Source organism: Streptomyces sp. NPDC005794 (assembly GCF_042871445.1).
In the GTDB taxonomy this organism is placed as follows: Bacteria; Actinomycetota; Actinomycetes; order Streptomycetales; family Streptomycetaceae; genus Streptomyces.
The window spans coordinates 90,133-112,057 of the sequence record NZ_JBIAIN010000004.1; the positions used below are offsets into that span (position 1 = coordinate 90,133).

Genomic DNA, 21,925 nt, shown 5'->3' on the forward strand with positions numbered 1-21,925 from the left:
ATGTCCTCGCGCCCTCGCGCCGCGTGGCCCCTGGTTGCCGTGTTCACCGCCGGTTACCTCGCCGCCTATCTGCTCCCCACCATCGTCGGCCGCCTCAGCGCCCATCTGGGGCTGAGCTCGACCCAGGCCGGCCTGGTCGGCAGCGCCCTGCTACTCAGCTCGGCCTCGGCCGGCTTCGCTCTCGCGGGGCGCGTCGAGCGATACGGGTCGCGCGGACCGGCGCGTGCGGGGCTGCTGCTCGCCGCGCTCGGCTACGGCTGCGCGGCACTGACCACCTCGATGCCGCTGGTGATCGCGGGGGTCGTGATCGGCGGTCTCGGCTCCGGTACGGCCACCGCCGTCGCGGCGTCCGGCATCGCCGCGCAGCACGATCCGCACCGGACCTCGTCGCTCGGGCTGCTCAGCGTCTCGGCGACGGCGGGAGCCCTCTATCTGACGATCCCTCACTTTGGCGGGGGTCACCGGCTGCCGTTCGCGTCCATCGCACTGGTCGCCCTGCTGGTCTGGCCGGCCACCTCCCGGCTGGGCGGCTCCTCGCCCGTCGGTGGCACGTCGCCGGTGCAGGGACGGCTGCCGCATCGCCGGTCGGGGCTGGTGCTGGCGGGCGGGATGCTCGTCTGGTCCATGGCCCAGAACGCCCTGTGGGGTGTGAGCAGCCGCATCGGAGCCGTCCAGGTGGGCCTCTCCGAAGTGACCATCGGCGCCGTGTTCGCCGCCGCGCTGGGAGCGGGACTGCTCGGCGTCATGGGCGCGGGCATGCTCGGGGCCCGGCTCGGGCGGGCGGTGCCGATCGGCCTCGGGACGATGATCATCGCGGGGAGCATCGTGCTCAGCTCCTCGGCCGAGGACCTGGGGTCGTTCGCGACCGGGGAGATCGCGTGGAACACCTTCTACCCGGTGGTCCTGTCGTATCTGATCGGCCTGGCGGCCTCACTGGACGTACGCGGCCGCTGGGCGGTCCTCGCGGGTTCGGCGTCCTCCGTCGGTACGGCCTGCGGCCCCCTGCTCGGCAGTGTGCTCTCCGAACAGGCGGGCTACGCGGTGATGGGCCTGATCCTGGGGGCCGCCACGCTCCTGGTCGCGGCCCCCGTCACCGCCGTGGCACTGCACACCGGCGGCCGGCCGCTGGTGCCCGGTTCCGTCCGGCGCAGGGGCGGCGCCCCTGCCGCGCTGCTCGCCGCCACGACCAACAGCCTGTCCGGCGCGGTCCCCAGGCTGGGCGCGCCGGAGCAGGAGGTCGCGGAGATCAGCATGCCCGCGCTGCGGCGCAGGCGGCTGGTGCGGAGCGCCGTCCGGACGGCGGGACCGGACGGCGGTTCCGGTCAGTCGAACGCGTAGGCCTCGACCTCGGAGAGGTAGCGCGCCCTGCGCTCCTCGTCGTGGTCCAGGAAGGCCGCCTCGAAGGAGTTACGGGCCAGGGTGCGCAGGTGCTCGCGGTCCAGGCCGAGCGCCTCGTGCACGGCGTGGAAGGTGTCTCCGACGTATCCGCCGAAGTAGGCGGGGTCGTCGGAGTTCACCGTGCAGAGCAGACCCGCGTCCATCATGGACCGCAGCGGGTGCTGCTCCAGGACGTCGACGGCGCGCAGCCGCACGTTGGAGAGCGGGCAGAGCGTCAGCGGGATCCGCTCGGAGACCAGCCGGTCCACCAGCTCCGGATCCTCCATGCAGCGCAGGCCGTGGTCGATCCGTTCGACGCCGAGGACGTCCAGGGCCTCCCGGATGTACTCCGGCGGGCCCTCCTCACCGGCGTGGGCGACCTTGCGCAGACCGAGTGCCGTGGCCGCCGCGTACACCTCGCGGAACTTCGCGGGCGGGTGGCCGACCTCGGCCGAGTCGAGGCCCACGGCGCTGATGCGGTGCAGGTACGGCTTGGCGGCCTCCAGGGTTTCCAGCGCCGACTCGGCGGACTTGTCGCGCAGGAAGCACATGATCAGCTGGGTGGAGATGCCGTGCGTCTCCTCGCTGCGGTCCAGCGCCCTGCCGAGCCCTTCGATCACGGTGCCGATCGGGACGCCGCGGTCGGTGTGGGCCTGCGGGTCGAAGAAGATCTCCGCGTGCCGGACGCCCTGGGCGGCGGCGCGGGCGAGATAGGCGTCGGCCAGTTCGGCGAAGTCCTCCTCGGTGCGCAGGACGGCCATGAGGGCGTAGTAGAGGTCGAGGAAGGTCTGCAGGTCGTCGAAGAGGTAGGCGGTGCGCAGCTCTTCGGTGTCCGCGTAGGGCAGATCCACGCCGTTGCGTGCGGCGAGTGCGAAGGCCAGCTCGGGTTCGAGGGTCCCTTCGATGTGGAGGTGGAGTTCGGCTTTGGGGAGGTACACGGGGTTCTCGTTACGTGTGGCGGGTGGGTACCGGGACCCTGATCAGGTCCCGGGCGATGGTCAGTTCGCCTTCGAAGCCGGCTGCCCTGGCCTGGTGCTCGAAGACGTCGGGGTCGGTGTAGCGCTGGGAGAAGTGCGTCAGCACGAGGTGCCGTACGCCCGACTCCTTCGCCACCCGGGCCGCCTGTCCGGCGGTGAGGTGGCCGTGGTCGGCGGCGAGCCGGCTGTCCTCGTCGAGGAACGTCGACTCGATGACCAGCATGTCGCATCCCTCGGCGAGGGCGAACGCTCCGTCGCACAGCCGGGTGTCCATGACGAAGGCGAAGCGCTGTCCGCGGCGGGTCTCGGAGACCTCTTCCAGCGGGACGCCCCGCAGGGCCCCCTCCCGCTGGATCCGTCCGACGTCGGGCCCGCCGATGCCGTGCTCGGCGAGCTTCGCGGGGAGCATGCGCAGCCGGTCGGGCTCGGTGAGGCGGTATCCGTAGGACTCGACGGGGTGCGAGAGCCGGTGGCTGTCGAGGGTGTACGCGCCGGTGGTGGCGAGGACGCCGTCGGCGGCGACCGGGGCCTCGGTCAGCTCGACCGACTCGCGGTAGGCGGTCGCGTACCGCAGCCGGTCGAAGAAGCGCTGCCCGCTCGCCGGGAAGTGGGCGGTGACGGGGTGCGGGACCTGGTCGAGGTTGATCCGCTGGATCACTCCGGCCAGGCCGAGCGAGTGGTCGCCGTGGAAGTGCGTGACGCAGATCCTGTTGATGTCGTGCGCGGCGACGCCCGCCCGCAGCATCTGGCGCTGGGTTCCCTCGCCGGGGTCGAAGAGGATTCCCTCGCCGTCCCAGCGCAGCAGATAGCCGTTGTGGTTGCGGTGACGGGTCGGCACCTGGCTGGCGGTGCCGAGGACCACGAGTTCTCGTACGGACACGGGTGGTGGCCCTAGCCGGGGGGCCACTGCATCCCGCGGCCGCCCAGGACGTGGGCGTGCGCGTGGAAGACGGTCTGCCCGGCGCCGGCACCGGTGTTGAGGACGATGCGGTAGCCGCTCTCGGTGATCTTCTCGTCGGCGGCGACCAGGCCGGCCTCGCGCAGCACCGCGGCGGCGGTCTGCGGTTCGGCGGCGGCGAGGGAGGCGGCGTCCGGGTAGTGCACCTTGGGGATGACCAGGACGTGGGTCGGGGCCTGCGGATTTATGTCACGGAAGGCGACTGTCGTGTCGCTCTCGCGGACGATCGTCGCCGGGATGTCGCCCGTGACGATCTTGCAGAACAGGCAGTCGGTCTGCGGTTCTCCCGCCATGGCCCGGGCCTCCTCGGTCGTTCGGTGAGCGTGATCGGTACACCGGCATGCTATCCGGCCGTGCCCGGCGGGCGGACGGTCAGCGCGTCCGGGGCCTGTCGAACCAGATCGTCAGCAGGACGGGGACCATCCCTGTCCAGAACAGCGCCTGGGGAATGCCCCGCTCGGTCCAGGGGACGAGCAGGACCGACCGGGCGCACACGCGGCCGCTGGACCTCCGGCCGGCCCTCAGCTCCAGCGGCCGGTGCGTCCCATCAGCAGGGCCGCCGCGGCCGTCCCCGCGGTCGAGGTGCGCAGCACACTGGGGCCGAGCCGGTACGCGGGCGCTCCCGCCTCGGCGAAGGCGGCCAGCTCCTGGGGGGACACTCCGCCCTCCGGGCCCACGACCAGCACGATCGTGCCGTGGGCCGGGAGTTCGGCGGTGGCGAGCGGCTCGCTGCCGCTGTCCCGGTCCTCGTGCAGGACGCCCGCGAAGTCCGCCCCGGCCAGCAGGGCGGCGACCTGCTTGGTCGTCATGGCCTCCGCCACCTCGGGGAAACGGACCCGGCGCGACTGCTTCCCCGCCTCACGCGCGGTGCTGCGCCACTTGGCCAGGGACTTCAGCCCGCGGTCGCCCTTCCACTGTGTGATGCAGCGCGCGGCCTGCCAGGGCACGATCGCGTCGACGCCCGTCTCGGTCATCGTCTCCACGGCGAGCTCACCGCGGTCCCCCTTGGGCAGCGCCTGGACGACGGTGAGGGAGGGGGTGGGCGCGGGCTCCTCGCGCACCGGCTCCAGACCGCTGACGACGAGCCGGTCCTTGCCCTCGGCCGCCCGGACGACGCCTCCCACCCAGCGGCCCCGCCCGTCGGTCAGGACGACGTCCTCCCCCGGGTTCAGCCGCTTCACGGACACGGCATGCCGCCCTTCGGGGCCGTCCAGGACGAACTCCGGCCCACCCGGCAGCTGTTCGACGACGAAGACCGGTGCCGTCACTGGGCACTCCTCACACTCACGGCCGCACGCGCGGCTTCCATTTCGGCGGCGAGCAGGCCCACGAGCTCCCCGGCCGGCAGCTCGCGTGCCATCCGGTGTCCCTGGCCCGCCCACAGGGCCATGCCCTGGGCGTCCTCGGCCGTGGCTGCGGCCCTGCGCAGCCCGCTGGTCAGCTGGTGCACCTGCGGGTAGGCGGCGGGGGCGTACGGGCCGTGCTCCCGGACGAACCGGTTGACCAGCCCCCGCGCGGGGCGGCCGGAGAAGGCCCGGGTCAGGGCCGTGGTCACGAACAGCGGGTTGGTCAGCGCCTGTTTGTGCAGCGGGTGCGCCCCCGACTCAGGGCAGGGCAGGAACGCCGTACCGAGCTGCGCCGCGTCGGCCCCGGCCGCGAGGACGGCGGTGATCTGGGAGCCGCGCATCAGCCCGCCGGCCGCGATCACCGGCAGCCGCACGGATGCGCGGACCTCGGTGATCAGGGAGAGCAGTCCGGTGCCGCTGAGACCGGCCTGCGGGTCGTCGCGGTGCGTGGACTGGTGGCCGCCGGCCTCGGTGCCCTGGACGCAGAGGGCGTCGGCGCCCGCCCACTGGGCGTTCCGCGCCTCCTGGGCCGAGGTGACCGTGACGACGGTGAACGTCCCGGCGGCGGCGAACGCTCCGAGGACTTCGCGGGTGGGGCATCCGAAGGTGAAGGAGACCACGGGGACGGGGTCCTCCAGCAGGATCGCGACCTTGGCCTCGTAGCCGTCGTCACCGCAGGAGTCCGGGTCGCCGAGCGGGGTCTCGTACCAGGCGGCCTCGCCGGCGAGCTGGTGACGGTAGACCTCGACGGCGCCGGGGTCGGCGACCAGCGGCTGCGGCATGAAGAGGTTGACGCCGAAGGACCGGCGGGTCGTCCTCCGCAGCTGCTCGACCTCGTTGTACATCCCGTCCGCGGTCTTGTATCCGGCGGCGAGGAACCCGATTCCTCCGGCCTCGGCGACAGCCGCGGCCAGCTCCGGGCGGGAGACGCCACCCGCCATCGGGGCCTGCACGATCGGATACCGGGAGAGATCGGTCAGTGCCAAGGACATGACGGCATCGTGCCACGTCCGGCGGATCGTGCCGAATCAGCCCTTTCACACGGCGGACCTGTCGCCGCACACACCGCACCGCCCGCCGGTACGGGACCGGCGGGCGGTGCGGTGACAGGGCTCAGCGGCCGTTGAAGGCGTCCTTCAGACGGGAGAACAGTCCCTGCTGTCCCGGCTGGAACTGGCCGGTGGGCCGCTCCTCGCCACGCAGCTTGGACAGCTCCCTCAGGAGGCGCTCCTGCTCGGGGTCCATCTTCGTCGGGGTCATGACCTCGACGTGCACGATCAGGTCACCGCGCCCGCCACCGCGCAGGTGCGTGATGCCGCGCCCGTGCAGCGGGACCGACTGGCCGGACTGGGTGCCCGGCCTGATGTCGATCTCCTCCAGACCGTCGAGCGTCTCGAGCGGCACCTGGGTACCGAGCGCCGCGGCCGTCATCGGGATGGTGACCGTGCAGTGCAGATCGTCACCGCGCCGCTGGAACACGGCGTGGGAGAGCTCGTGGATCTCGACGTACAGGTCGCCGGCGGGGCCGCCGCCGGGGCCGACCTCGCCCTCGCCCGCGAGCTGGATCCGGGTGCCGTTGTCGACACCGGCGGGAATCTTCACGGTGAGGGTGCGCCGCGAGCGGATGCGGCCGTCGCCGGCGCACTCGGGGCACGGCGTCGGGACGACCGTGCCGAAGCCCTGGCACTGCGGGCAGGGCCGTGAGGTCATGACCTGGCCGAGGAAGGACCTGGTGACCTGGGAGACCTCGCCACGGCCGCGGCACATGTCACAGGTCTGCGCGGAGGTGCCGGGTGCGGCGCCCTCGCCACTGCAGGTCGTACAGACGACCGCCGTGTCGACCTGGATGTCCTTGGTCGTGCCGAAGGCCGCCTCGTTGAGGTCGATCTCCAGCCGGATCATCGCGTCCTGGCCGCGCCGGGTCCGCGAACGGGGCCCGCGCTGCGCGGCGTTACCGAAGAACGCGTCCATGATGTCGCTGAAGTTGCCGAAGCCGCCGGCTCCGAACCCTCCCGCACCACCGCCGCCGCCCGAGGCGGACAGCGGGTCACCGCCGAGGTCGTAGACCTGCTTCTTCTGCGGGTCCGACAGCACCTCGTAAGCGGCGTTGATCTCCTTGAACCGCTCCTGGGTCTTCGGATCCGGGTTGACATCCGGGTGCAGCTCGCGGGCGAGCCGACGGAATGCCTTCTTGATCTCGTCCTGAGATGCGTCGCGGCGCACGCCGAGTACGGCGTAGTAGTCCGTGGCCACTTACGACTCCGCCAGGATCTGTCCGACGTAACGTGCCACTGCGCGTACCGCTCCCATCGTTCCGGGGTAGTCCATGCGGGTCGGTCCGACCACGCCGAGTTTGGCGACTGCCTCGTCGCCCGAACCGTAGCCGACCGCGACGACGGACGTGGAGTTGAGGCCCTCGTGGGCGTTCTCGTGCCCGATCCGTACGGTCATGCCTGAATCCGTTGCCTCACCGAGCAGCTTCAGCAGCACGACCTGCTCCTCCAATGCCTCCAGCACCGGCCGGATCATCACAGGGAAATCGTGCCCGAAGCGGGTGAGATTGGAGGTGCCGCCGATGATCAGCCGCTCCTCCGTCTCTTCGACCAGTGTCTCGAGAAGAACGGAGAGCACCGTCGAGACGGTTCCCCGGTCATCGCTCTCGAAGGACTCCGGCAGGTCCTGCACCAGCCGGGGGACGTCCGCGAAGCGTCGTCCGACGACCCGGCTGTTGAGCCGGGCCCGCAGATCGGCCAGTGACGTGTCACCGAACGGTGCAGGGCAGTCGATCATACGCTGTTCGACCCGGCCCGTGTCCGTGATCAGTACGAGCATCAACCGGGCCGGAGCCAGCGACAGCAGCTCCACGTGGCGGACCGTCGACCGGGTCAGCGAGGGGTACTGCACGACGGCGACCTGCCTGGTCAGCTGCGCGAGCAGCCGTACCGTGCGGCCCACGACGTCGTCGAGGTCGACCGCGCCGTCGAGGAAATTCTGAATGGCCCGGCGCTCCGGCGACGACAAGGGTTTCACGCCCGCGAGCTTGTCGACGAAGAGACGGTAGCCCTTGTCCGTCGGAATGCGACCCGCACTCGTGTGCGGCTGGGCGATGAAGCCCTCGTCCTCCAGCACCGCCATGTCGTTGCGGACAGTCGCCGGGGAGACCCCGAGGCTGTGCCGCTCCGTGAGCGCCTTGGAGCCGACGGGCTCCTCGGTGCCGACGTAGTCCTGGACGATGGCGCGCAGCACTTCGAGTCTGCGTTCACTGAGCACCGCGCACACCTCCAGCTGTGGTTCTCCGGTGTCTGCCTGGCACTCTGTGCGTTCGAGTGCCAGCAATCCCCCCGGTCAGTGTACGGGGGCGGGGTGGGCCCGGGGCAAGGGCGACCGGCCACGCCTTCGCGGGACTGCGCAGGTCGTTGCCGATAGCGTCGCCGTATGGACGTCTCTTGGGAAGAGTTCGGCTGGGAGCGGTTGAGCAACGGTTCGGGACGGCGGCGCCTTCCCGTCTGGGACGCGACCGCCGCACTGGTGGCCGGGACGGACGGCGTGCTGCTCTACGACACCGGTTCGACGCTCCGGGAAGGCGCCGAGCTGCGGACCCAGGCGGAGGGAATGCTGGGCCGGAGGGTGACGCATATCGCACTGAGCCATCCGCACTTCGACCATGTGCTGGGCACCGCCGCCTTCTCCGGGGCGGAGGTCTACGGGGCGGTCGGCACGGCGGATCTGCTGGGGCGGGGCGCCGAGGAGCTGCGCGCGGACGCGCTGCGGCACGGGATGAGTGAGGCGGACGCCACGGCGGCCACGGACGCCCTGGTGGCCCCGCGGCATGAGGTCAGCGGCGAGTGGACGCTCGATCTCGGGGGCGGGTTCCAGGTGCTGCTGGCCAATGTGGGCCCCGGTCACAGCGGGCACGACCTCGCGGTGCTGGTACCGGGCTCCCCCGTCGTGGTGCTCTGCGGTGATCTGGTCGAGGAGTCCGGCGAACCGCAGGCGGGCCGGGACGCGGTCCCCTCGCGCTGGCCGGCCGCGCTGGACCGGCTGCTGGAGCTGGGCGGCGAGGACGCGCTGTACGTGCCGGGTCACGGCGCGGTGGTGGACGCGGCGTTCGTACGGACACAGCGCGACCACCTGGCCGCCCGCTTCGGTGTGTCGTGAAACTGCCGCCGTTTATCGTCGTGCCATGCGCAGCTACCAGCCGGATCTGACTCCGCCGTGGAAGAAGTCCGCCCCCGCCCCCGAGGTCCCCGCCGAGCCCGATCTGGTCGTCGAGGAGGCCGTCACCGGCTTCTGCGGGGCGGTGATCCGGTGCGAGAGGACGGCCCAGGGGCCGACGGTCACGCTGGAGGACCGCTTCGGCAAGCACCGGGTCTTCCCGATGGAGCCGCGCGGCTTCCTGCTGGAAGGCAGGGTGGTCACCCTCGTACGCCCGTCGGCCGGTGGTCCCGCCCGTCCCTCGCGTACCGCCTCCGGTTCGGTGGCGGTCCCCGGGGCGCGGGCACGGGTGGCACGGGCCGGCCGCATCTATGTGGAGGGGCGGCACGACGCCGAGCTCGTCGAGCGGGTCTGGGGCGACGACCTGCGCGTCGAGGGCGTGGTGGTGGAGTACCTGGAGGGCGTCGACGACCTGCCGGCGATCGTGCGGGAGTTCGCACCCGGCCCTGACGCCCGGCTCGGCGTCCTGGTCGACCATCTGGTGCCCGGGTCCAAGGAGTCCCGGATCGCCGCTCAGGTCACCGACGCGCACGTGCTGGTGGTGGGGCATCCGTACATCGACGTCTGGGAGGCCGTGAAGCCGTCGTCCGTGGGCATCCCCGGGTGGCCGGTGGTGCCGCGCGGCCAGGACTGGAAGACGGGTGTGTGCCGTGCGCTGGGCTGGCCGGAGAACACCGGTGCGGCCTGGCAGCACATTCTTTCCAAGGTCGGGTCGTACAAGGACCTGGAACCACAACTGCTGGGTCGCGTAGAGGAGTTGATCGACTTCGTCACGCTCCCCGCCTGATGCCCCGGGAGCACTGAAGAGATCCGGTACCGATCCCCGCGAACACCTGCGCCGCACACGCACCATCCGTTATTGAGAGATGACGGCAGGGCCGGTCCCAGGGGAAGGCACGGCGGATGACGCGTGAAGTGTGGCGGGACAGTGCGGACAACGAGGCGGCCTCCGCTGTCTTCCACCTCATGCAGGAGCTGATCGACCAGTACCGGGTCAACCGGCCGGTGATGCCCCTGGTCGTGGCGCAGGCGGCGGACGCCGCCGCCGGTCCGGACATCGACAACAGGGTCGAACGCATCGTCCATCAGGTCCACCGGGCGAACCAGCTGCGCCGGGTCCCGGTGAAGCTGCTCGACGGAGTCGGCGCCACCCCGTACGAGGCGGCGCTCTCCATGGTCCGCACCCTCACCGAGCGGCCCTGGGAGACCCGGGGCACCTCGCAGTACAAGCCCTTCACGTTTCCACGCTCCCGGCTGCTCGCCGCCATCGAGCAGGCCACGGCGACGGTCGTGACCCAGCCGGCCCGGGTCTCCCCCCGGGAACGCGACGAACGGATCCTGGAACAGCTGGGCAGCCTGCGCTGGCGGGCGAGCCGGGCGGGGGGCACCAACTGGTGGGACTCGCTGCGCGCCTCGATCCGTCCGGAGACCTTCGTCGGGGCCGTCTTCATCGCGGTGCTCAGCGTGCTGCTGGGTGAGATCGGCTGGGTGCTGACCGCCCTGGTCACCGCCGCGGCCCTGCTCGGCCTGGCGGTCGTACAACTGGTGACCACGGCGGCGCCCCCGCTGCTGTGGCTGCGCCGGGCCAGCAGATGGCTCGCGACGACGTCCTCACTGGCCGCGTCGAGCACCGCGTATCCGTCCGACGGCTGGTCGTGGTTCTCCCCCAGCGGTTCATGGCGGGTGATCCGGGCGCGGGCGGCCGCCGTCGCGGAGCGGGTGGCCGACGCGGGGGCGGGCGACGAGCACGCGCGACAGTTCCATCTGGAGCTTCGGGTCCAGGCCCTGCTGGAGGACCTGCTGCACAACTACCGGCCGCACGCCCTGGACTGGCGGCGGGGGAAGCGCACCGTCCCGCCGGTGGTCTTCCTGCCGACGGCCACCCAGGACAACGGCGGCATCCTGCTGATCAACGCCGTCAACAACGTGCGCTCGCGGCGCAGCGAGGTGGATCCGCTGCTGCTCCTGGCCTCCCTGCCGGCCGACCGGATCATGCGGCACACCCCGCCACTGCCGCCGGAGCCGCCCGTGCACGCCGGGGGCAGGTCAGGGGCCCGTGCGCGGTACGAGAGCTGGGTCGACGACCTCAGCGTCGGCCAGGCCCCGGCAGCGGCCGTGACGCTGGCCTGGGTGCTGCGGCTGCCGCTCTCCACCGGTCAGCTGACCCATGAGCACGCCCACGCCCAGCTCGTCACCCGTCGGGTCCGCCGGACCTGGGCCTGGTGGCTGATGTCGCGGACGACCGTCGCCCTCGCGCTGGTCGGCGCGCTGCTGGGAACCTTCCTGTGGAGCGAGCACCTGAAGGAGAAGTACTGCTACGGCCCGCTCGTCGGCCTCAGTACCGACGCCGTCAGACTGCCCGGCCCCGGAGGCGTCAAGGAGTGCGTCGGGGTGGCGACGGTCCCCGAGGTGCGCTTCGCCGAGGGCAACACCCTCCAGCTGAACGGGGTGGGCAAGGGGGTCACCTTCGAGCGGATCGAGCAGGCGGTGAGGGAGCAGAACGTCACCATCGGGCCGGACGAACCGCATGTCACCGTCGTCTACGCGGGCCCGCTCACCGGCACCGACGCGAATCGGGAGGACACCCGCAAGGGTCTGGAGGAACTGACCGGCGTCTATCTCCACCAGCGATTCGTCAACGACACGGCCAATCGTTCCGTCAAGCTCCGGGTCCTCACGGCCAACGGCGGCCAGGACATGCTGCGGCAGACGACGGCGGTCAGGAGGATCATCGACGTGGCCCGGCAGGACCCCTCCGTCGTCGGTGTGGTGGGTCTCGGCCGCAACACCACGGAGAGTGCCCAGGCCACCGGGCTCCTCCAGCGCGCGGGACTTCCCGTGGTGAACACCACGAACTCCGGCAGCGACCTGGCCCGCGCGTACCCGAACTACTTCGGCATGGCCGCGACCGACGAGGAGCAGGCGGACGCCCTCGGACTGGTCGCGGGCCGGCTGGCGGACGGGCTGGACGACCCGCAGGCCGTCGTCCTGTCCAGGAAGGTGGGCAACGAGGACAAGGACCGCTACACCACCGAGCAGCGCAGGGTCGGCCTGGAGATGCTGGAGGAATCCGGCTTCACCGTGGCCGCCGACACCCAGTACTCCTTGTCCGAGGACGGCGGGTCCGCGAATCTCGACGCGCCCCTGCACGCGGTCTGCGGCGCGGAACGTGTGCCCGACGCCCTGTACTTCGCGGGCCGGGTCGAGGACGTCAACACGCTGATGTCCGGCCTCGGACAGACGGCCGGCTGCTCGGACAAGGAGATCACCGTCTTCACCGGCGACGACCTGACCAAAGCGCGCTTCGACGACTCGACGAAACTCGCGGACAAGGTGACGCTCTACTACGGCGCGCTCGCCCCCCTGAGCCAGGGCGGCGGCCGGGCGTTCTACGAGGACTCCCGCAAGACCCTGGAGGCGCTGCTCCCCGAAGGGCGGCAACTGCCCGTGCTGCCGAAGGAACGACCGTACGAGGACAAGCTGTTCGCCAGCGGGCAGACCGTGATCTCCTACCAGGCGACGGCCGCCCTCTACGCCGCCGCCACCCGCAGCGACGTCCCGCAGAGCGCGGCGGAGACCTGGGCGACGCTCTACTCGGTGGCCCTGCACGACATGCCGACCGGGACCATCACCTTCCGGGGGACGATTCCGTACGCCGACCAGAAGGTGCACGGCCTGAACATCGTCGAGGTCACCCGCCCGGGGCCGGACGCGCGGAGCCGCGTCGTGTGCGGGCGGGCCGCGGGTGACCGGACACCGCTGACCCGCGCGGACTGCCCGGTGGCATAGGGGGCCGGCGGACCGTCCTGTGGCGCGTCACGCGTCCGGGGCGGGACGCGGGTGCCTCGTACGGCCTCAGTCCACCAGGTCCCGCACCACGGCGTCGGCCAGCAGCCGGCCCCGCAGGGTGAGGACCGCACGTCCCTCGCCGTACGGTCCGGGCTCCAGCAGCCCGTCCGTCACCGCGCGGCCTGCCGCCGCGAGGCCCGCGGGTGCGAGCAGGGACAGCGGGCAGCCCTCGACGAGCCGCAGCTCCAGCAGGATGCGCTCGACCCTCCGGTCCTCGTCGCCGAGCACCTCACGGCCGGCGCCGGGCGAGCGGCCCTCGGCCAGGGCCTGCGCGTAGGCCCCGGGGTGCTTGACGTTCCACCAGCGCACTCCGCCGACGTGGCTGTGCGCCCCCGGTCCTGCGCCCCACCAGTCGGCGCCGCGCCAGTACAGCTCGTTGTGCAGGCAGCGGCCCTCGGGCGTCCGGGACCAGTTCGACACCTCGTACCAGGAGAAGCCCGCCGCCGCCATGGCCTCGTCCGCGATCAGATAGCGGTCGGCGTGGACGTCGTCGTCCGTCATCGGGACCTCACCGCGGCGGATACGCCGGGCGAGCTGGGTCCCTTCCTCGACGATCAGCGCGTACGCCGACACATGGTCGGGCCCGGCGCCGATCGCCGCGTCGAGCGAGGCCCGCCAGTCGTCGTCGGACTCGCCGGGGGTCCCGTAGATGAGGTCGAGGTTGACGTGCTCGAAGCCGGCCGCACGGGCCTCGGCGACGCAGGCCTCGGGCCTGCCGGGCGTGTGGGTGCGGTCCAGGATCTTCAGGACGTGCTGCCGGGCGCTCTGCATGCCGAAGGAGATCCGGTTGAAGCCACCTTCCCGCAGCTCCGCCAGATACGCCGGATCGACGGATTCCGGATTGGCCTCCGTGGTGATCTCGGCGTCCTCCGCCAGTCCGAACTCCTCACGGATCGCCGCGAGCATCCGGACGAGGTCGGCGGCGGGCAGCAGCGTCGGCGTACCGCCGCCGACGAAGACCGTGCGGACCGGTCGGGGGTCGTCGCCGAGCACCTTGCGGGCCTGGCGGACCTCCTCGGTCAGGTGGGCCGCGTAGTTGTCCCGGGACGCCAGGGCCCCGCCGGAGCCGCGCAGCTCGGTCGCGGTGTAGGTGTTGAAGTCGCAGTAGCCGCAGCGGGTGGCGCAGTAGGGCACGTGCAGGTAGAAGCCGAGCGGTCGGCCTGCGGCGCCTTCCAGGGCATGACGGGGCAGTGCCCCGTCGTCGGGCACGGGCTCACCATCAGGCAGTACGGAAGGCATACCGTCCATTGTCACTCGCCGACGGAGCTGCCCCGCACAGCGGCGGTCGTATCAGTCGACCTGGATCACGAGCAGGGCGAGGTCGTCGTCGGGCGGGCGCTCGGCGAAGGCGTGGACGGCCCGCTTGATCCGGTCGGCCATCCCGGCGGCCGGAAGCCCGGCGCAGTCGGCCAGGACCCGTGCGAGGCCGTCACCGTCGTCGAACATCAGCCGCCCCGAGCGCCGCTCGGTCACCCCGTCGGTGACACAGAGGAGGCTGTCGCCGGGCGCCAGGTCGAAGCTCTGGCTCTCGTACGCCACATCCTCGACGACCCCGAGCAGCACCTGGGGCTCGGCGGCCGGGCGTACGGAGCCGTCGGGGCGCAGCAGCAGCGGAAGTGGGTGGCCGGCGCTCGCCACGGTGCAGCGCACACCGCCGTCCGGGAGCGGCACGAGGTCGCCGTACAGCAGGGAGAGGAAGCGGGACTGGGTGCCGTCCTGCATCTGCTCGCCGCCCTGGAGCTGCTGGCCGCCGGCCGCCGCGACCATGAGGGCGGCGGCCTCGGCGGCCTCCATGGCGTCGTCCAGGAGGAGCCGGTTGAGCCGGTCGAGGACCTCACCGACGCGGAATCCCTCCCGGGACAGCAGGCGGAGCCAGGGCCGGGCGAGGCCGGTGACGACGGCGGCTTCGGGGCCACTGCCCTGGACGTCCCCGAGCACGAAGCACCAGCGGTCACCGGAGCACGGGAAGAGGTCGTAGAAGTCGCCGCCGACCACGCCGTCGTCCCCCGGCTCGTACACCAGGGCGCTGGTGACGCCGGGGATCTCGGCGACCTTGCTGGGCAGCAGACCGCGCTGGAGGATGCGGCTGATGGTGGCCTGCCGGGTGTAGGCGCGGGCGGCGCCCACGGCGAGGCCGACCCGGCGTACGAAGTCCGCGAGGAGGGCGGCGACCTCGTCCGGGATGTGGTCGGCCCCCTCGCGGCCCACGAGGACGGCGCCGAGCGTGCGCCCGCCCGAGATGATGCGGTGGGCGAGCGCCGCCCCTGCGCCGTCCCCGCGCGCCGCCGTCGCGCCCACCGGCCACGGCATGGGTACGGGGCCTGTACCGACGCTTCCGGGCAGCCGGAGCGGCTCCTTCTCCAGTGCGGGCCGCAGCCGCTCGGTGCGCGCCTCGTCCCTGTGCCAGACCCCCGCGAGCCGGGGAGCTGCCGCCGGTCCTGCGCCCTCGCACTCCAGCCATATCGCACACCAGTCGACGAGGCGGGGCACCAGGAGCCGGCCCGCTATCGATGCCACCAGGTCCTCGTCGAGCTGGCCCGCGAGGAGACCGGAGGCCTCGGCGAGGAAGGAGAGCCCACCGCGCCCGGCCCAGCCCGCGTCCTCCCGCACGGTGTGTCCGGCGGCGGGGACGAGGATCCCGCCGCCGCGCGGAACTCGCCCACGGGTGCCGTCGTCGGCGGCCGGGGTGTCGGGCAGTCCGTAACGGTCGTCGCCGGGGAGGCGGGCCCAGACGGTCTTGAGACCGGTGCGGTAGGTGATGCCCCAGGATTCGGCCAGGGTGGCGACGAGCTGCAGCCCGCGGCCGTACTCGGCCGGGTCGGGCCGCTCGGCACGGTCGTCGCGCACCGAGCGTGCGGGATGGTGGTCGGTGATCTCCAGCACCAGGGCGGCCGGCTCGGTCCCGGCCGAGTCCTCCAGCCGGAGCAGCAGCTCGACGGTCGTACCGGCGTGCACGACCGCGTTGGTGACCAGTTCGCTGGCCACGGTCAGCGCGTCGTCGGTGAGCCGTTCGCCGAACTCACCGGTGGTGGGCAGTCCGAGCCCGGTCCAGTCGGCGAGCGCCGCCCGGACGAATCTGCGGGCCGCTGCCGAGGCCTGCGGGATTCCGGGCAGGCTGGTGCGGGCGACCGGAAGCGGCTCGCCACTCTGACCGGCGACGACGGTGCCGGGACGCTGAACGATGTCCCGCTGTATGGGAATGGGCCCCACGGTGCGGCTCCTGACAGTCTCACGAAACGCCGCTGACGTATCCCGACAGAGTGACAGACCGGGCGCGCCCATAAGCGCCGAGTGACGGAAGTGGCCGGAGCCGGACGGGAGAACAGCCGGGGCCGGTGGGTGCTTCCGCGCCCACCGGCCCCGTTCCGACGTGCTCTTCGGCTGTTACGCCTCGCGGGAGCCCGCGTACATGTCGTCGATGAGCCCCTTGTACTCGCGCTCGACGACCGGCCGCTTCAGCTTGAGGCTGGGGGTCAGCTCGCCGTGCTCGATGTCGAGGTCGCGCGGCAGGAGCCGGAACTTCTTGATGGTCTGCCAGCGCTGCAGGCCTTCGTTGAGCTTCTGCACATAGCCCTCGATGAGCTCCACGGCCTGCGGGGACGCCACCACGTCGGCGTACGGCTTGCCGCCCAGTCCGTTCTCCTGCGCCCAGCCGAGGATGGTCGGCTCGTCGAGCGCGATGAGGGCGGTGCAGAAGTTACGGTCCGCGCCGTGCACCAGGATGTTGGAGACGAACGGGCAGACCGCCTTGAACTGCCCCTCGACCTCCGCCGGGGCGATGTACTTGCCGCCGGACGTCTTGATCAGGTCCTTCTTGCGGTCGGTGATCCGCAGATAACCGTCCTCGGAGAGCTCGCCGATGTCCCCGGTGTGGAACCAGCCGTCGGACTCCAGCACCTCGGCGGTCTTCTCGGGCAGCCGGTGGTAGCCCTCCATCAGGCCGGGGCCGCGCAGCAGGATCTCGCCGTCGTCGGCGATCCGGACCTCGGTGCCGGGGAGCGGCTTGCCGACGGTCCCGGTGCGGTAGGCCTCGCCCGGGTTGACGAAGGAGGCGGCGCTGGACTCGGTGAGCCCGTAGCCCTCCAGGATGTGGATGCCGGCGCCGGAGAAGAAGAGGCCGATGTCGGGGGCGAGGGCGGCCGAACCCGAGACGCAGGCGCGGAGCCGCCCGCCGAAGGCCTCACGGATCTTCGCGAAGACAAGGGTGTCGGCGACCTTGTGCTTGGCGCCGAGAGCGAACGGCACGGATGCCTTGCCGGTGCGCCGGAAGTTGTCCTGCGACACCGTGGCGTACTCGCGGGCGACGGCTGCCGCCCACTGGAAGATCTTGTACTTGGCGCCGCCGCCGGCCCGCGCCTTGGCCGCGACCCCGTTGTAGACCTTCTCGAAGATGCGGGGAACGGCCGCCATGTAGGTCGGCTGGACCACCGGGAGGTTCTCGATGATCTTGTCGACGCGTCCGTCGACAGCCGTGACGTGACCGACCTCGATCTGGCCGGACGTGAGCACCTTGCCGAAGACGTGCGCGAGCGGCAGCCAGAGGTACTGGACGTCACTCGCGGTGATCAGGCCGGTCGCCACGGTGGCCTTGGCCATGTACGACCAGTTGTCGTGCGGCAGCCGTACGCCCTTGGGGCGCCCGGTGGTGCCCGAGGTGTAGATCAGGGTCGCCAGTTGGTCGGCGGTGATCGCGGCGACCCGGTCGGTGACCGCGTCCGCGTTCTTCACCAGGTGTTCGGCCCCCCGGGCCTCGAGCTCGGCCAGGGTGAGGACCCACCCCTCGGGGTCGCCCTCCACGGGCTCGGCACCGGCCGGATCGATGACGACGACATACGCCAGTTCGGGCAGCTCGGCCCGGTGCTCCCGGGCCTTCGCCAGCTGGGCGGCGTCCTCGGCGATCAGGACGCGGCTGTCGGAGTCGGCCAGGATGAAGGCGGACTCCTCGGGGTTCGTGGAGGGATAGATCGTCGTGGTCGCCGCGCCCGCGCACATCACGCCGAGGTCGGCGAGGATCCATTCGACGCGGGTGGACGAGGCGAGCGCGACACGCTCCTCGGGCCTGACACCCAGAGCGATCAGCCCGGCCGCGATGGCGTGGACCCGTTCGGCTGCCTGCGCCCAGGTGAGCGACTTCCATTCGTCCGGACCCTGCCCCGAGGCAGCCGGTACCGGGTAGCGGTACGCCTCCCCGTCCGGGGTGGCCGCCACGCGGTCGATGAAGAGAGTCGCCACGGAGGGCGGTCGGCTATCGATCAAGGTCTGTGTGTCGCTCACGGAGTCCTCCGGGCCTGCGGCATTGCTACGACCGGCTTGTGGGTGCTGCTGCTTGTGTTTCCTGCTTCTCGTTCCCGCTCGGCCTGCTTGTTTAACTGGCGAGTAACTAACGGGTGGTGATCAGAGTAGAGCGCGTGGGACCGTCGCGTAAGGGGCAACAGGCCGCCGCTTGATAACGAACCGGGCCCCTGCGCCGCGGGCGTCCGCGGCACAGGGGCCCGTTGGGCTACTCCCGGGTACGCCCGAGGACGTACTCCCGGGTGAACCCGCGCGGGGCAGGCCGGTGCTACTTCTTGGCCTTGCTCTCGCCGGCGGATTCGTCGGTCGACAGGACCGAGATGAACGCGTCCTGCGGCACCTCGACGTTGCCGACCATCTTCATCCGCTTCTTGCCTTCCTTCTGCTTCTCCAGCAGCTTCCGCTTGCGGGAGATGTCACCGCCGTAGCACTTGGCGAGGACGTCCTTACGGATGGCGCGGACGGTCTCGCGTGCGATGACACGGGAGCCGATGGCGGCCTGGATCGGCACCTCGAAGTTCTGCCGGGGGATGAGCTTCTGCAGCTTGGCGACGAGCCGGACGCCGTACGCGTAGGCCTTGTCCTTGTGCGTGACCGCCGAGAAGGCGTCCACCTTGTCGCCGTGCAGCAGGATGTCGACCTTGACGAGCTGGGCGGACTGCTCGCCCGTGGGCTCGTAGTCGAGCGAGGCGTAACCGCGGGTCTTGGACTTCAGCTGGTCGAAGAAGTCGAAGACGATCTCGGCGAGCGGCAGGGTGTAGCGGATCTCCACCCGGTCCTCGGAGAGGTAGTCCATGCCGAGCAGGGTGCCGCGCCGGTTCTGGCAGAGCTCCATGATCGCGCCGATGAACTCGCTGGGCGCCAGGACCGTGGCCCTCACCACCGGCTCGTGCACCTTGTCGATCTTGCCCTCGGGGAACTCGCTCGGGTTGGTGACGATGTGCTCCGAGCCGTCCTCCATCTCCACCCGGTAGACCACGTTGGGGGCGGTGGCGATGAGTTCGAGACCGAACTCACGCTCGAGGCGCTCACGGATCACGTCGAGGTGCAGCAGGCCGAGGAAGCCCACGCGGAAGCCGAAGCCGAGCGCGGCCGAGGTCTCCGGCTCGTACACCAGGGCGGCGTCGTTGAGCTGGAGCTTGTCCAGAGCCTCGCGCAGGTCCGGGTAGTCGGAGCCGTCCAGGGGGTAGAGCCCCGAGAACACCATCGGCTTGGGGTCCTTGTAACCGCCCAGCGCCTCGGTCGCCCCCTTGTTCAGGGAGGTGATGGTGTCACCGACCTTGGACTGCCGGACGTCCTTCACACCGGTGATGATGTAGCCGACCTCGCCCACACCGATGCCGTCGGCCGGGGTCATCTCCGGGGAGGAGACCCCGATCTCCAGCAGCTCGTGGGTGGCGCCCGTCGACATCATCCGGATGCGCTCACGCTTGTTCAGCTGGCCGTCGACGACCCTGACGTAGGTGACGACACCTCGGTAGGCGTCGTAGACCGAGTCGAAGATCATCGCGCGGGCCGGGGCGTCCGCCTGGCCGATCGGGGCCGGGACGTCCCGGACGACCCGGTCGAGCAGCGCGTCCACGCCGATGCCGGTCTTCGCGGAGACCTTGAGCACGTCCTCGGGCTGGCAGCCGATGAGGTTGGCCAGCTCCTCGGAGAACTTCTCGGGCTGCGCGGCCGGCAGGTCGATCTTGTTGAGCACCGGGACGATGGTGAGGTCGTTCTCCATCGCCAGGTAGAGGTTGGCCAGCGTCTGCGCCTCGATGCCCTGCGCCGCGTCGACCAGGAGGACGGTGCCCTCGCAGGCGGCCAGGGAGCGGGAGACCTCGTAGGTGAAGTCCACGTGGCCCGGGGTGTCGATCATGTTGAGGATGTGGGTCGTGCCCTTGTCCTCACCCTCGTTGGGCGCCCACGGCAGACGTACCGCCTGGGACTTGATGGTGATGCCGCGCTCGCGCTCGATGTCCATCCGGTCGAGATACTGGGCGCGCATCTGCCGCTGGTCGACCACTCCCGTCAGCTGGAGCATCCGGTCGGCAAGGGTCGACTTGCCGTGGTCGATGTGCGCGATGATGCAGAAGTTGCGGATCAGCGCCGGGTCGGTACGGCTCGGCTCGGGCACGTTGGTAGGAGTCGCGGGCACGCAGGGTCCTGATTCTTGAGACGCCGGACGCCGTGTCTCGGGTCGATGTCGGGTCGGACGGATCGATACGTAGCCTCCATGGTCCCACGCCTGCGGGGCCGGGACCGGTTTGGGCCGGTCCGAGGGTGACTGCTACCGTGGGCAGCTGTGCCTCGTGGCCCTCAGAAGCGGCGTGGCGCACATAGAAGATCCAACGAACCTGAAAAGGCTCTTTCGTGGCGAACATCAAGTCCCAGATCAAGCGGAACAAGACGAACGAGAAGGCGCGCCTGCGCAACAAGGCCGTCAAGTCCTCGCTCAAGACCTCGATCCGCAAGGCCCGTGAGGCTGCCGCTGCCGGTGACGTCGAGAAGGCCACTGTGGCCGTCCGCGACGCCTCCCGCCAGCTCGACAAGGCTGTCTCGAAGGGTGTCATCCACAAGAACGCCGCCGCCAACAAGAAGTCGGCGCTGGCTGTCAAGGTTGCCGCCCTCCAGGGCTGAGCTACTGATGTGATCGCCGGAACGGACTCAGCGGGCCCTCTCTCCCGCTCCTGACCGGCACCCCGCGCCGCACACCGAACCTGCGTTCGCCACGCGGGTGCGGCGCACCAAGCGTGAATCGAAGGCCCCGGCCATGTCCTCCCCAGGACTGCGGCCGGGGCCTTCGTGCGTGGCCCCGGACTGTCGGGGGCAGTGTGGCGCAGGGGCTCAGCGGCCGCCGGAGCGTGCCGCGCGGGCGACGGCGACCACGGCTTTCTCCAGCGCGTACTCGGGGTCGTCCCCGCCGCCCTTGACACCGGCGTCCGCCGCCGCCACCGCGATCAGCGCCGCCGCCACCCCGTCCGGGGTCCATCCGCGCATCTGCTGGCGGACCCGGTCGATCTTCCAGGGCGGCATGCCGAGCTCGCGGGCCAGATCCGCAGGGCGTCCGCCCCGGGCCGAGGAGAGCTTGCCGATCGCCCGGACGCCCTGCGCGAGGGCGCTGGTGATCAGGACGGGGGCGACACCCGTGGACAGCGACCACCGCAACGCCTCCAGCGCTTCCGCCGCCCGGCCCTCGACGGCACGGTCGGCGACCGTGAAGGAGGAGGCCTCGGCCCGTCCTGTGTAGTAACGGCCGACGACCGCTTCGTCGATGGTGCCTTCGACATCCGCGGCCAGCTGCGACACGGCGCTGGCCAGCTCCCGCAGGTCACTGCCGATGGAATCCACCAGTGCCTGGCACGCCTCCGGAGTGGCGGAGCGCCCGAGCGTCCGGAATTCCGACCGTACAAAGGACAGCCGCTCGGCCGGTTTGGTGGTCTTGGGGCACGCCACCTCACGCGCCCCCGCCTTCCGCACCGCGTCCAGCAGCCCCTTGCCCTTGGCCCCGCCCGCGTGCAGGAGCACGAGCGTGATCTCCTCGGCGGGGGCGCCCAGGTACGCCTTGACGTCCTTGACGGTGTCGGCGGAGAGATCGTGCGCGTTACGCACGATCACCACCTTGCGCTCGGCGAAGAGCGAGGGACTGGTGAGCTCCGAGAGCGTGCCGGGCTGCAGCTGGTCCGGGGTGAGGTCGCGGACGTCCGTGTCGGCGTCGGAGGCTCGGGCCGCGGCCACCACGTGCTGCACGGCACGGTCCAGGAGCAGGTCCTCCTGGCCCACGGCAAGCGTGACGGGGGCGAGCGGATCGTCGGTGGAATTACGTCTGGTGGCCATCGCGGTCCAGCATCCCACGCCCCTGTGACAACGCCGCGGGCCAGCCGCCCCGACGTACCGCCGGAGCGGGCATACCGGAGAATGGCCGG

General features: G+C 71.3%; 17 protein-coding genes. 5 read left to right on the plus strand and 12 right to left on the minus strand.

What is annotated here, in order from left to right:
• Positions 1 to 1,338, plus strand: coding sequence for an MFS transporter (locus tag ACFYQ5_RS07540; RefSeq protein ID WP_389194484.1), 1,338 nt, complete (start codon positions 1 to 3; stop codon positions 1,336 to 1,338).
• Here the strand turns inward: ACFYQ5_RS07540 and ACFYQ5_RS07545 are convergent.
• From ACFYQ5_RS07545 to hrcA, 7 genes are all read right to left on the minus strand, one after another.
• Positions 1,323 to 2,315, minus strand: a complete 993-nt coding sequence (locus ACFYQ5_RS07545) for an adenosine deaminase (protein WP_389194487.1) — start codon at positions 2,313 to 2,315, stop codon at positions 1,323 to 1,325. The two genes, ACFYQ5_RS07540 and ACFYQ5_RS07545, sit on opposite strands and share 16 nt — an antisense overlap.
• A 10-nt stretch (positions 2,316 to 2,325) precedes the next feature.
• Positions 2,326 to 3,234: a ribonuclease Z gene (locus ACFYQ5_RS07550; protein ID WP_389194490.1), complete on the minus strand. Its 909-nt coding sequence runs from the start codon at positions 3,232 to 3,234 to the stop codon at positions 2,326 to 2,328.
• Positions 3,235 to 3,245: 11 nt separating this feature from the next.
• On the minus strand, positions 3,246 to 3,605 hold the full coding sequence (locus ACFYQ5_RS07555; protein ID WP_389194492.1) for a histidine triad nucleotide-binding protein: 360 nt from the start codon (positions 3,603 to 3,605) through the stop codon (positions 3,246 to 3,248).
• A 228-nt stretch (positions 3,606 to 3,833) separates the two neighbouring features.
• Positions 3,834 to 4,580 (minus strand): 16S rRNA (uracil(1498)-N(3))-methyltransferase, encoded by a 747-nt coding sequence (locus tag ACFYQ5_RS07560; RefSeq protein ID WP_389194495.1) that lies wholly within the window; start codon positions 4,578 to 4,580, stop codon positions 3,834 to 3,836.
• Positions 4,577 to 5,650: a nitronate monooxygenase gene (locus tag ACFYQ5_RS07565; RefSeq protein ID WP_389194498.1), complete on the minus strand. Its 1,074-nt coding sequence runs from the start codon at positions 5,648 to 5,650 to the stop codon at positions 4,577 to 4,579. The genes ACFYQ5_RS07560 and ACFYQ5_RS07565 overlap by 4 nt, the downstream gene beginning before the upstream one ends.
• Before the next feature lie 121 nt (positions 5,651 to 5,771).
• Positions 5,772 to 6,911 (minus strand): molecular chaperone DnaJ, encoded by a 1,140-nt coding sequence (gene dnaJ, locus ACFYQ5_RS07570; RefSeq protein ID WP_056785373.1) that lies wholly within the window; start codon positions 6,909 to 6,911, stop codon positions 5,772 to 5,774.
• Positions 6,912 to 7,928 (minus strand): heat-inducible transcriptional repressor HrcA, encoded by a 1,017-nt coding sequence (gene hrcA / locus ACFYQ5_RS07575; protein WP_389194501.1) that lies wholly within the window; start codon positions 7,926 to 7,928, stop codon positions 6,912 to 6,914.
• Positions 7,929 to 8,093: 165 nt separating this feature from the next.
• Between hrcA and ACFYQ5_RS07580 the strand changes: the two genes are divergently transcribed.
• The 3 genes from ACFYQ5_RS07580 to ACFYQ5_RS07590 all read left to right on the plus strand — a co-directional run bounded on the left by ACFYQ5_RS07580 (position 8,094) and on the right by ACFYQ5_RS07590 (position 12,662).
• Positions 8,094 to 8,816 (plus strand): MBL fold metallo-hydrolase, encoded by a 723-nt coding sequence (locus tag ACFYQ5_RS07580; protein ID WP_389194504.1) that lies wholly within the window; start codon positions 8,094 to 8,096, stop codon positions 8,814 to 8,816.
• Positions 8,817 to 8,841: 25 nt separating this feature from the next.
• Complete coding sequence (locus ACFYQ5_RS07585; RefSeq protein ID WP_389194506.1) at positions 8,842 to 9,660, plus strand: DUF3097 domain-containing protein; 819 nt, start codon at positions 8,842 to 8,844, stop codon at positions 9,658 to 9,660.
• A gap of 116 nt (positions 9,661 to 9,776) precedes the next feature.
• Positions 9,777 to 12,662, plus strand: a complete 2,886-nt coding sequence (locus ACFYQ5_RS07590; RefSeq protein WP_389194509.1) for an ABC transporter substrate-binding protein — start codon at positions 9,777 to 9,779, stop codon at positions 12,660 to 12,662.
• Positions 12,663 to 12,728: 66 nt separating this feature from the next.
• Here the strand turns inward: ACFYQ5_RS07590 and hemW are convergent, their stop codons facing one another.
• The 4 genes from hemW to lepA all read right to left on the minus strand — a co-directional run bounded on the left by hemW (position 12,729) and on the right by lepA (position 20,157).
• Positions 12,729 to 13,961 (minus strand): radical SAM family heme chaperone HemW, encoded by a 1,233-nt coding sequence (gene hemW, locus ACFYQ5_RS07595; RefSeq protein ID WP_389194512.1) that lies wholly within the window; start codon positions 13,959 to 13,961, stop codon positions 12,729 to 12,731.
• Between the two features lie 51 nt (positions 13,962 to 14,012).
• Entirely contained in the window at positions 14,013 to 15,932 is a 1,920-nt protein-coding gene (locus ACFYQ5_RS07600) for a SpoIIE family protein phosphatase (RefSeq protein ID WP_389194515.1), read from the minus strand.
• A gap of 174 nt (positions 15,933 to 16,106) precedes the next feature.
• The gene (locus tag ACFYQ5_RS07605) at positions 16,107 to 17,996 is read right to left on the minus strand and encodes an AMP-dependent synthetase/ligase (protein ID WP_389194517.1); all 1,890 of its coding nucleotides are present in this window, start codon (positions 17,994 to 17,996) and stop codon (positions 16,107 to 16,109) included.
• Between the two features lie 286 nt (positions 17,997 to 18,282).
• Complete coding sequence (gene lepA, locus ACFYQ5_RS07610; protein WP_389194520.1) at positions 18,283 to 20,157, minus strand: translation elongation factor 4; 1,875 nt, start codon at positions 20,155 to 20,157, stop codon at positions 18,283 to 18,285.
• 215 nt (positions 20,158 to 20,372) lie between these two features.
• On the opposite strand from lepA, the gene rpsT reads away from it, so the two are divergent.
• Entirely contained in the window at positions 20,373 to 20,639 is a 267-nt protein-coding gene (gene rpsT / locus ACFYQ5_RS07615) for a 30S ribosomal protein S20 (protein WP_389194523.1), read from the plus strand.
• Between the two features lie 207 nt (positions 20,640 to 20,846).
• On the opposite strand, the gene holA is transcribed toward rpsT, so the two are convergent.
• A complete protein-coding gene (gene holA / locus ACFYQ5_RS07620; RefSeq protein ID WP_389194526.1) occupies positions 20,847 to 21,836 on the minus strand; it encodes a DNA polymerase III subunit delta in 990 nt (329 codons plus the stop codon).
• Positions 21,837 to 21,925: the final 89 nt, after the last annotated feature.